The sequence below is a fragment of the Kluyvera sp. CHPC 1.251 genome (genome assembly GCF_036759945.1).
GTDB lineage: Bacteria > Pseudomonadota > Gammaproteobacteria > Enterobacterales > Enterobacteriaceae > Kluyvera > Kluyvera sichuanensis.
Genome location: NZ_JAPKIC010000002.1, coordinates 377958 through 388744, shown reverse-complemented (window position 1 = coordinate 388744; position 10787 = coordinate 377958). Strand labels below are relative to the sequence as shown.

Below are 10787 nucleotides of genomic sequence, written 5' to 3'. Positions count from 1 at the left end.
GAGAAGCAGATGACGGAAGCGAACGGCAAAAAGCGCACGGTGGGGCTGGCGGAGCGCATCTATCTGGCGCTGAAAAACGACATTTTTGATTTCCGCCTGATGCCCGGCGAGCACTTTAGTGAAAACGAAATCTCCGAGCGCATGGCGGCCAGCCGCACGCCGGTGCGCCAGGCGCTGTTCTGGCTGGAGCACGAAGGCTACGTGCAGGTTTACTCACGCAGCGGCTGGCAGGTGAAACCGTTCGACTTCACCTATTTCGAAGCGCTGTACGACTTTCGCATCGTGCTGGAGATGGAGGCGGTGAAGCGTCTGTGCGCTATGTCATCGCAGGAGCGTACGGCACATCTCGCGCCGCTGCTCGCCTTCTGGTGCGACGCGCCGCAGATGCCGCCGGGCAAGGAGCTTTCGCGGCACGATGAGGCGTTTCATACCGCGCTGGTGAGCGCCACCGGCAACGGTGAGATGGCGCGCGTGCACGTCGAGTTGACGGAGAAAATGCGCATTATTCGCCACCTCGACTTCACCCGCGAGGATCGCGTGGACGCGACCTACAGCGAACACGCCCAGGTGCTTCGCGCCATTGTGCAGCAGCAAACCGAAGAGGCGCAGCGGATCCTCACTGCACATATTTCACAGAGTAAGGCCGAGGTCAGAAAAATAACCCTACATCGGCTACAGCAGGCCCGTTTACAACCCGTTTCACCGTAGTTGCGGCATCCGCCCCATCCCGGTGGGGAACTTTTATCACTCAATATCGTTTAGGGGTTTTGGTCATGAAAAGACGTTCTTTACTGAAAGCATTTGCCCTGTCGGCCACCTTTTTGAGCATGGGCTTCTCTTTGCAGGCGTACGCAGCAGACACCATTAAAATCGGCATTATGCATTCGCTCTCCGGCACCATGGCGATTTCCGAAACGCCACTGAAGGACGTAGCGCTGATGACCATCGATGAGATCAACGCCAAGGGCGGCGTGCTGGGCAAAAAGCTGGAGCCGGTAGTGGTTGACCCGGCCTCCAACTGGCCACTGTTCGCGGAAAAAGCGCGCCAATTGCTGACCCAGGATAAAGTGGCGGCGGTGTTCGGCTGCTGGACCTCGGTATCGCGTAAATCCGTGCTGCCGGTGTTTGAAGAGCTGAATGGCCTGCTGTTCTACCCGGTGCAGTACGAAGGTGAAGAGATGTCGCCAAACGTCTTCTATACCGGCGCGGCGCCAAACCAGCAGGCGATTCCGGCGGTGGAATATATGATGAGTGAAGACGGCGGCAGCGCGAAGCGCTTCTTCCTGCTTGGCACTGACTATGTTTATCCGCGCACCACCAACAAGATCCTGCGCGCCTTCCTGCACTCGAAAGGGGTTCAGGATAAAGATATTGAAGAGGTCTACACGCCGTTTGGCTACAGCGACTACCAGACCATCGTGGCTAACATCAAAAAATTCTCCGCGGGCGGTAAAACGGCGGTGATCTCCACTATCAACGGCGACTCTAACGTGCCGTTCTACAAAGAGCTGGCCAACCAGGGCATCAAAGCCACCGATGTCCCGGTAGTGGCGTTCTCGGTCGGTGAAGAAGAGCTGCGCGGCATTGATACCAAGCCGCTGGTGGGGCATCTGGCGGCGTGGAACTACTTCGAATCGGTGAGCAATCCGGTGAACGAGAAGTTCGTTGCGGATTACCGCGCTTATGCCAAAGCGCACAAGCTGCCGAATGCCGATACCGTGGTGACCAATGATCCGATGGAAGCGACCTACGTCGGCATTCATATGTGGGCGCAGGCGGTTGAGAAGGCGGGGACGACCGACGTGGATAAAGTGCGTGCGGCGATGGCCGGGCAGACCTTTGCGGCGCCGAGCGGTTTTACGTTGACCATGGACGCGACGAACCACCATCTGCATAAGCCAGTGATGATTGGTGAAATTGAAGAGAACGGTCAGTTTAACGTGGTGTGGAACACCGATAAGCCGGTGCGTGCACAGCCGTGGAGCCCGTATATTCCTGGGAATGATAAGAAGCCGGATACGCCGGTGAAAACGGGTGGGAAGTAAGGTTTGGTCGTGGTGGGGATAACCTGGTATTTGTTAGTAAGGTGAAAGGTTCCGTTCACTTCACGTTGAGTAGAATATGAGGATACTTCACCGGTGAACGTGTTAAGGGGGATAACCGCATCCCCCTTAACAATCCCCGCGGCCCCGCAGGGAAATCGGTGCTTCGCACTGCGCTCGCCTACGAACTCCAGCCTGCGGCACGGCGAAACTCGAGATTACTCGGCCCATCCATGGGCCTCGCCCCTTCGGGGCCAACGCAAGCGTTGTTCAAAATTGCTCCCGGCAATTTTGTCCTGTCTCGGTTCGCCTCAGTCCGCCATCCATGGCGTCCTGACCTTGTCTTCCATTCTCCGTCTCGCCGATTTCCAGCGGGGACTCCGCCGTTTCAGTCACTCTGGTTTTTGCTGTTAACTGAAAGACCGCACGGTTTTGGGTGGCGTCTAAATCGCCGAAGCGTTCCCTGTAGGCCGGGTCAGCCCACATGGATGTGGGCTGAGGGCGTGGTTCACATGGATGTGAACTCGCGCCCGACCCGAAGCCGGAAGGGATAAGCTGAGGGAACCGCGCAGCGGCGATTTTGCCGCCAGAGCCCGGGGGTGCAGGGGGCGGCGGCGATTGGCCGCCCCTTGCGCGCTCCCAGCGCCCGCGCAGTTTATATGGCTAGCGCTGGAGGGGAGCGCAACGGAGTGATAAACCCAAATGCATCTCCCCTTATTGGATATCAGAACAGCACCGAATAGTTCACCCCAAACGTCCGCCCACGACCTTTGTAGTCATACAGCGACGCCGGGCCATAGCCTGGGCTGTAGTACATTGGCGCACGCTGACCCCACACGGTGGTGTAATCGCGGTCGAAGAGGTTTTCGACGCTAAAGCTTAGCTTACCAACCGGCAGAGCATAGCTGCCGAGCAGGTCGATAGTGGTGTAACCGTCAATCTCATTGCCCGCTTCGTCACGCAGCTTAAACGACGTGGTGCTCTGCACGCGTAGGCTCCACGGGTCCGGTGCCCAGCCAATATAGGCGGTGGCTTTTGACGGACTCGCAACCTTCACGTCATATTTTTCCCAGCTGCCGTTCACCTTCGACTCGGTTTTCAGCACGTTGAAGTTGCCGCCGGTGCTCCAGTTGGTGTCCGGAATAAAGTAGTCCACCGCGCCTTCCACGCCGTAAATGCGACGTTTGTCGTCCACCACGCTGATGGTCAGATCTTTATTCGCCTTCACGTTCTTATCGGACAGCGAGTAGTAAGCCGCGATTTGGGTACGCAGGTTATCGCCGGTGTAGCGCCAGCCAAGCTCATAAGAGTCAACTTTGATGCCCTGTAGCTTGCTATCGCTGACGTTGACGCTGTTGGTCAGCGCCCGATGGCCGTTCACCGCCGCTGCATAATCGCCGCGACCGTAATATTTGCCCGGATCCGGTAACTCTACGCCTTGCGAGAAGTTAAACCACGTTTGCTGACGTTCGGTGATATGCATTAACAGACCGGCGTTAAACAGGTAGTTGTCATAGTCTGTCGAACCGCCAGGAATCGCATCGGCGGATTTGATGGCACCGGAAGCAATTTGCTCCTGTACAGCGTAACCAACGAAATCATCGACCTTGTTCTCGGTGTACTGGTAGCGCACGCCGCCGCTCAGAGTGAAGATTTCGTTGATGTCGTAGCTTGATTGTAAAAACGCCGCCAGGTTGCTGATGTCGTAGGAAGGGTAGCGCCCGGTGGTATAAATCTGCTGGTTGTTCATCCCGCCGGAAGCGTTCGCCAGATCCTTATTGAAGTACATCTGGTTGGAAGTAAAGCGCTCGTGATCGGCATCCAGCCCGTAGGTGAGTTGCCAGCCATCCAGCGGCGTACTGTTCAGCGTTAGCTTGGCGCCGTACTGATTGGTTTCCTGCTGAGACGACGAGAAGCTGGTTAACTTCATATTCTTGTCGACGGTCGGGAACGGATAGAACTTAAGGGACTCATCGCGATAGTAAATCTGCCCGACCAGTTCCTGACCAAGGAAGCTGCTGTTGGAATACTGGAGGCTCATCAGGTGGCGTTCGGTGCCCGGAATACGGTCGGAGTTCAAGCCGCTGCTGACGTAAGGTTTGGTGGCACCGGTAAGCGCGGAGAAGTTTTTCCCCAGATTCAGACCATAATCATCATCGCCCTGGCTCTTGTAGTACTGGGTCACCAGCTGTAGCTGCTGGTTTTCATCAATGTTCAGCGTCCCGGTGCCCATCAGATCCAGACGGTCGGAATACTGTAGCCCGGTCTGGGTGTTGTCGAGCAGGGTGGCGTCGCCGTTGCCGTCGTACCAGCCGCCAAACTTCTGATAGGCCACCGACATGCGCCCGGAGATATGTTCGTTACCGCCTGAAACGGCGCTGGCAATACGCTCGTCGTGATCTTTACTGCTGTTGAAGCCGCTCTTCGTACCCGCTTCAAACTCGACCTGAGTTTCCGGCTGGCCTTTTTTGGTCACGATATTGATAAGCCCGCCGGTACTGCCGCCGCCGTACAGCGAGGTGGCGCCGGAGATCACTTCAATGTGTTCAATGTTGAATGGGTCGATGGAGTCCAACTGGCGGCTGTCGGTACGCGAGGAGTTGAGGCGCACGCCGTCAATCAGCACGACCAGCGGGCGACCGCGCACGTTCATGCCGTAGTTGGTGCGGCTCTGGCTGCTGACGTCCAGGCCGGGAATCAGTTGGGCCAGCGCGTCTTTCAGTTCTTTACCGCCCTGAATCTGTTGTTCCAGTTCGGCATTTTCGATAACCCAGGTGGTTTGCGCCATCTCGGCTACGGTGCGGTTGTTACGGCTGGCGGATATCACCATATTTTCGTCATCGCTTTGTTGGGCGACGGCGGGCGCCATCATGGCAAGCAGCAAGGGGTTAAGCGCCCAGAGAGTATATTTCTTATTAATCATCATCATTCCTGCGCACGGGCAGACAACGATCGGCCCAAAGATGCGCGTAGTGAGTTAAAGAAGCAGCAAGGTGCTGCATGTTTCCCGGCGAGCGCGACGTTCGATGGGAACGGCGATCGCCTGAGACGGTTACTACCGCGTCCGATAGCGGGAAAGACCGGTACGCAGCAAGCGAGGTGAAAAAATGAAAATGGGAAGTTTGTAGATAACGTTTCTCATTATCAACAACCGATTTTGATAGTTGCATATTTCTTCACACTTTGAATAATTTTTTTTCGTCCTGATATAACCACGGAAATAACATGGAATAAGCAATCAAATGGACATAAATAATTATTTTGATCCGCTTCCTGACCTATTTATTTTCCCTATGACGAACTGCGCTATTACCGTGCGTGGATGTGCTGTGGCGGTGCGGTAGAATATTGAATAAAGATATTGTTTTTATTTTAACGTTATTAAAATCAATTAGTTATATATTTGGCATGCGCATTGCTAATTGAATTCCATCTTGTATACCAACAGGAATTCAACGATGAACATAATGATGAGACAACGCGCGGCGCTGTACTTCCCCGCCTTGCTGTTTCTCCTTTTAAGTGGCCTGTTGACCAGCCTTCCGGCGCGAGCCGGTGCGGTGGCCGATTATGGTCATGCCAGCCGTACCGAGCAGGCACAGCTGCTTCAGGCATGGGCCGCCGCCCCGCAGGCTGACCGTCTGCCGCTGCTGCAGGCGCTGAGCCAGGAAACGGTGGTCAGCGATGCTGAGGGCCAACTGTTTACGGAAAAAAATGGCCAGTTAACGCCGCTGGAAGGGCGCGCCGCGCCTGCTGGCAGTACCAAAAAAGTGTTTATGAATAACCGTATTCGTGGACTGGTGGCCAGCGCGTTAGCCTCGCATCAACTGGTCAGCAACGACGTGAAGGTGCGCCTGAACGCGGCGCTGACCTTGCAAAACAGCGCCCAGCAGGACCAACTGCCGATGCTCAGCCAGCGTCTGGCAGTGGAAGCGGATGCCGGTGTGCACACCGCGCTGGCGATTGCCGTCGCCAATTTACAGCTCTCCGATAGCCGGGCGGCGCAGCGTCTCAACGCCGTGAAATTGCTCGGCGAAGCCAGCGACCCTCAGGTGCAGGCGAGCCTCAGCCGACTGACGCAACCGCAAAATGAACCCGACCCGGCGGTACGCGCCGCCTCCGCCGAAAGCCTTAAGCAGGTGCAGCAGCGCCTGAAGTGGGGCGACTGGCTGGGGCAGGCGTTTAGCGGTATTTCGCTCGGCTCTATTCTGCTGCTTGCCGCGCTGGGGCTGGCGATCACCTACGGCCTGCTGGGCGTTATCAATATGGCCCACGGTGAGATGCTGATGCTTGGCGCCTACGCCACCTGGATGGTGCAGGATGCGTTTCAACGCCTGGCGCCGGAGTGGCTGGCGCTTTATCCGCTGGTGGCGCTGCCGGTGGCTTTCTTTATGACCGCGTTGGTCGGGATGCTGCTGGAGCGCACTATCATTCGCCACCTCTATGGCCGCCCATTGGAGACGCTGCTGGCCACCTGGGGCATCAGCCTGATGCTGATCCAACTGGTGCGCGTGCTGTTCGGCACGCAGAACCTTGAGGTGGCGAACCCGGCCTGGCTTTCCGGCGGCTGGAACGTGCTGCCAAACCTGGTGCTGCCGTACAACCGCATCGCGGTGATCCTCTTCGTGATCGGCGTGCTGGCGCTGACCTGGCTGCTGCTCAATAAAACCCGCCTTGGCATGAACGTGCGGGCGGTAACGCAAAACCGCCGTATGGCGGACTGCTGCGGGGTGCCGACCGGGCGCGTGGATATGCTGGCGTTTGGCCTTGGTTCCGGCATTGCCGGGCTGGGCGGTGTGGCGCTGTCGCAGCTTGGCAACGTCGGCCCGGAGCTAGGGCAGGGGTACATCATTGACTCCTTCCTGGTGGTGGTGACCGGCGGCGTAGGGCAACTGGCTGGCACCGTCGTGGCCGCGCTGGGGCTGGGCGTGCTGAACAAAGTGCTGGAGCCGCAGATTGGCGCGGTGCTGGGCAAAATTGCCATTCTGGTCCTGATCGTGCTGTTTATTCAGAAACGGCCGCAGGGGTTGTTCGCATTCAAAGGGCGGGTAATTGACTGATGAGCCAACCTATTACGTTAACTCTCGCGCGGCGTGCGCCGCGATTGACCTGCTCGCTGGCGGCACTGGCGCTGGTGGTTCTGCTGGTGCTGCCGTTTCTGGCGCTGCTGCCAGCGGATAATCCGCTGGCTATCTCCACCTACACGCTGACGCTGATGGGCAAGATCCTCTGCTATGCGGTCGTGGCGGTGGCGCTGGATCTGGTCTGGGGCTACGCCGGGCTGCTGTCGCTGGGCCACGGGCTGTTCTTTGCTCTCGGCGGCTACGCGATGGGCATGTACCTGATGCGCCAGGCGTCGGGCGACGGCCTGCCGGCATTTATGTCGTTCCTATCGTGGAGTGAGCTGCCGTGGTTCTGGACGGGCACCCAGCATTTTGCCTGGGCGCTGTGCCTGATTATCCTCGTTCCCGGCCTGCTGGCGCTGGTGTTTGGCTACTTTGCCTTCCGCTCGCGCATTAAGGATGTCTACTTCTCGATCATGACCCAGGCGTTGACCTACGCCGGGATGCTGCTGTTTTTCCGCAACGAAACGGGCTTTGGCGGCAACAACGGCTTTACCGGTTTCACCACGCTGCTGGGCTTTCCGGTATCGGCGACCGGCACGCGTATTGCGCTGTTTGTCGCTACCGTGCTGCTGCTGGCGGGCTCGCTGGTGATTGGCCTGATGCTCACCCGCAGCAAGTTTGGCCGGGTGTTAACCGCCGTGCGCGATGCGGAAAACCGCCTGATGTTCTGCGGCTACGACCCAAAAGGCTTCAAGCTGTTCGTCTGGACGCTCTCCGCTGTGCTGTGCGGGCTGGCGGGGGCGCTGTACGTGCCGCAGGTGGGGATTATTAACCCCAGCGAAATGTCGCCAACCAACTCGATTGAAGCCGCTATCTGGGTGGCGCTCGGCGGACGCGGCACGCTGATTGGCCCGATTCTCGGCGCGGGGATCGTCAACGGGGCGAAAAGCTTCTTCACCGTCGCCTTCCCGGACTTCTGGCTCTTTTTCCTCGGCCTGATGTTTATTCTCGTCACCCTGTTCCTGCCGCGCGGCGTGATTGGCCTGCTCAAAAGGAGGAAGCATGACTGATTCCCTGTTCACCCAGCCGCAGCCGCAGGACCGCTATCGCGAAACCACCGACCCGGTGCTGCAGCTGGAAAATATCAACGTCAGCTTTGACTCGTTTCGCGCGCTGACCGACCTGTCTCTGTCGATTGGCGTCGGCGAACTGCGCTGCGTCATTGGCCCCAACGGCGCGGGAAAAACCACGCTGATGGATGTGATCACCGGCAAAACGCGGCCGGACAGCGGCAAAGTCACCTACGACCAGAACGTCGACCTGATGGGGCTGTCGTCGGTAGAGATTGCCCGCGCGGGCATTGGTCGCAAATTCCAGAAGCCAACGGTGTTTGAGGCGATGAGCGTGATGGAAAACCTCGAAATCGCCCTGAAGATGGATAAATCGGTCTGGACCTGCCTGCGCGCCACGCTCAACGGCAGCCAGCGGGATCGTATTGATGAAGTGCTGGAGCTACTGCGGCTCACCGCCCACCGTCATCGCCCGTCCGGGCTGCTTTCCCACGGGCAAAAGCAGTTTCTGGAAATCGGCATGCTGCTGGTGCAGGAGCCGCATCTGCTGCTACTTGATGAACCCGCCGCCGGGCTGACCGATGCGGAAACGGACTATATTGCCGAGCTGTTTCGTGAGCTGGCGGGCAAGCACTCGCTGATGGTGGTGGAGCACGATATGGGCTTTGTTGAAACCATTGCCGACCACGTCACCGTGCTGCACCAGGGGCAGGTGTTGGCCGAGGGGTCGCTGCGTGACGTGCAGGCTAATGAGCAGGTTATCGACGTCTATCTGGGGCGCTAATATGTTACAGGTGAATGAGTTAAATCAGTATTACGGCGGCAGCCATATTCTGCGCGGCCTGTCGTTTGAGACCACACCGGGCGAGATAACCTGCCTGCTGGGGCGCAACGGCGTGGGTAAAACCACGCTGCTGAAATGCCTGATGGGCATCATCCCGACGAAATCCGGCACGCTGCACTGGCAGGGCAAACTAATTAATCACTGCAAGCCACACCAGCGGGTGCAGCAGGGGATTGCTTACGTGCCGCAGGGGCGCGAGATTTTTCCGCGTCTCACGGTCGAAGAAAACCTGCTGATGGGGCTGTCGCGTTTTTCCGGCTCGCAGGCCAAAAGCGTGCCGGAGGAGATTTACGAACTGTTTCCGGTGCTGCGCGAAATGAAGCTGCGGCGGGGCGGGGATCTGTCTGGTGGCCAACAGCAGCAGCTGGCGATCGGCCGGGCGCTGGCGTGTAAGCCGCAGCTGTTGATCCTCGACGAGCCAACCGAAGGGATCCAGCCGTCGGTGATCAAAGAGATCGGCGCGGTGATTCGCAGCCTCGCCAACCGTGGCGATATGGCGATCCTGCTGGTGGAGCAGTTTTATGATTTTGCCGCCGAGCTGGCGGACAGCTACCTGGTGATGTCGCGCGGCACAATTATTCAACGTGGGCGCGGCGACGAAATGGAGGCGCAGGGCGTGCGCCAGTTAGTGGCGATATGACAGTGGGGGGGCCGTTGTAGGCCGGATAAGGCAACGCCGCCATCCGGCAATGTGCACCGTATTGCCTGATGGCGCTACGCTTATCAGGCCTACCAGCTATACCCCTGACACGCCCCGCGCAGCCGCGATAAAAACTGCTGGGCGTTGGCCGTGAGCGCTGATTTCTGCGACCAGACCGCGCAATACTGCGCGGCGGGCAGGGTGGAGACCGGCAGCGTGACGATTTTCCCCTCCAGTTTAAGCGGCTGGCTCATGGCGCGGGCGACGATGGTCAGGTAGTCGGATTCCAGCACCATATTCAGCCCGGTGATCACCGAATCGGTACGCAGCGGCGCAATGGCCAACTGGCGATAGAAGTGGGCGAGTTCATTCTGTAGCTGCTGGTAGTAGCCCATCGGCGACTCTGGCAGCAGCCATTTTGCCCGCCGCAGCGCCATCAAATCTCCCTCATTCGCCAGCGGATGCCCGTGGCGCGCCACCACGCAAAACGGCGTGGTGAATAGCGGCTCAATCATCACCCCTTCCGGTGGGTGCATCGGGTCGATGGAGCCGACGGCCAGGTCTATCTCACCGCTGCGTACGCCGGGCAGCAGCGAAGAGAGCTGCCCCTCTTTGAGGGTGAGCGCCACCTGCGGCAGCGCCTGCTTAAAGGCGTCGGCGACGGCGGGAAACACCGTTAGCGCAATGAGCGACGAGTAGCCGATGGTCAGGCGGCCGTGAGTGGCATGGTTTATCTGCTCCACCTCATCGGCAGCGCGCCGCAGCTCCTCCAGCACCCACTCTGCGCGCTGCGAAAACGCGCAGCCTGCTTCAGTCAGGGTGATGCCTTCTTTGCTACGCAGTAAAAGTTGCGTCCCCAGGGTTTGCTCCAGCTCACGCAACGTGCGGCTGAGCGCGGGCTGAGACTGCCCCAATTCGCGGGCGGCCGCACGGATGCTGCCGCTGCGCGCCACCTGCTTTAGCGCCTGCAGCTGGTTCACTTTTGGTAAATATTTCACCGCTTACCCCTATCAGAAAAAAGCATCACCTATAGAAAAATTACATCTTCCCGCCTTTCGGGTAAAGGGCCAGGATACGTAGGGGCAATCGTCCTCACACAACATCTATCCTCATGAGACACAAGGC

8 protein-coding genes are annotated in these 10787 nt (G+C 58.4%); 6 read left to right on the top strand and 2 right to left on the bottom strand.

The features are described 5' to 3' along the window. Nucleotides 1-9: 9 nt before the first annotated feature. Together V6940_RS06235 and urtA are read left to right on the top strand one after the other, a co-directional pair. Nucleotides 10-708 (top strand): GntR family transcriptional regulator, encoded by a 699-nt coding sequence (locus V6940_RS06235; RefSeq protein ID WP_333495234.1) that lies wholly within the window; start codon nt 10-12, stop codon nt 706-708. 65 nt (nt 709-773) lie between these two features. Beyond that, nucleotides 774-2045, top strand: a complete 1272-nt coding sequence (gene urtA / locus V6940_RS06230) for an urea ABC transporter substrate-binding protein (RefSeq protein ID WP_185667235.1) — start codon at nt 774-776, stop codon at nt 2043-2045. 721 nt (nt 2046-2766) lie between these two features. Here the strand turns inward: urtA and iutA are convergent. Continuing rightward, on the bottom strand, nt 2767-4968 hold the full coding sequence (gene iutA / locus V6940_RS06225) for a ferric aerobactin receptor IutA (protein WP_333495233.1): 2202 nt from the start codon (nt 4966-4968) through the stop codon (nt 2767-2769). A 541-nt stretch (nt 4969-5509) separates the two neighbouring features. Between iutA and urtB the strand changes: the two genes are divergently transcribed. From urtB to urtE, 4 genes are read left to right on the top strand one after another with little or no spacing between them, the layout of a single operon-like run. Beyond that, nucleotides 5510-7102: an urea ABC transporter permease subunit UrtB gene (gene urtB / locus V6940_RS06220; RefSeq protein WP_442910783.1), complete on the top strand. Its 1593-nt coding sequence runs from the start codon at nt 5510-5512 to the stop codon at nt 7100-7102. Further along, complete coding sequence (urtC, locus tag V6940_RS06215; protein WP_333495232.1) at nt 7102-8178, top strand: urea ABC transporter permease subunit UrtC; 1077 nt, start codon at nt 7102-7104, stop codon at nt 8176-8178. The genes urtB and urtC overlap by 1 nt, the downstream gene beginning before the upstream one ends. Further along, the gene (gene urtD / locus V6940_RS06210) at nt 8171-8962 is read left to right on the top strand and encodes an urea ABC transporter ATP-binding protein UrtD (RefSeq protein WP_333495231.1); all 792 of its coding nucleotides are present in this window, start codon (nt 8171-8173) and stop codon (nt 8960-8962) included. Before urtC ends, urtD begins: the two co-directional genes overlap by 8 nt. Before the next feature lies 1 nt (nt 8963). Next, nucleotides 8964-9662: an urea ABC transporter ATP-binding subunit UrtE gene (gene urtE, locus V6940_RS06205; protein ID WP_333495230.1), complete on the top strand. Its 699-nt coding sequence runs from the start codon at nt 8964-8966 to the stop codon at nt 9660-9662. Between the two features lie 89 nt (nt 9663-9751). Here urtE and V6940_RS06200 read toward each other — a convergent pair whose 3' ends face one another. After that, a complete protein-coding gene (locus tag V6940_RS06200; protein ID WP_185667231.1) occupies nt 9752-10660 on the bottom strand; it encodes a LysR substrate-binding domain-containing protein in 909 nt (302 codons plus the stop codon). Nucleotides 10661-10787: the final 127 nt, after the last annotated feature.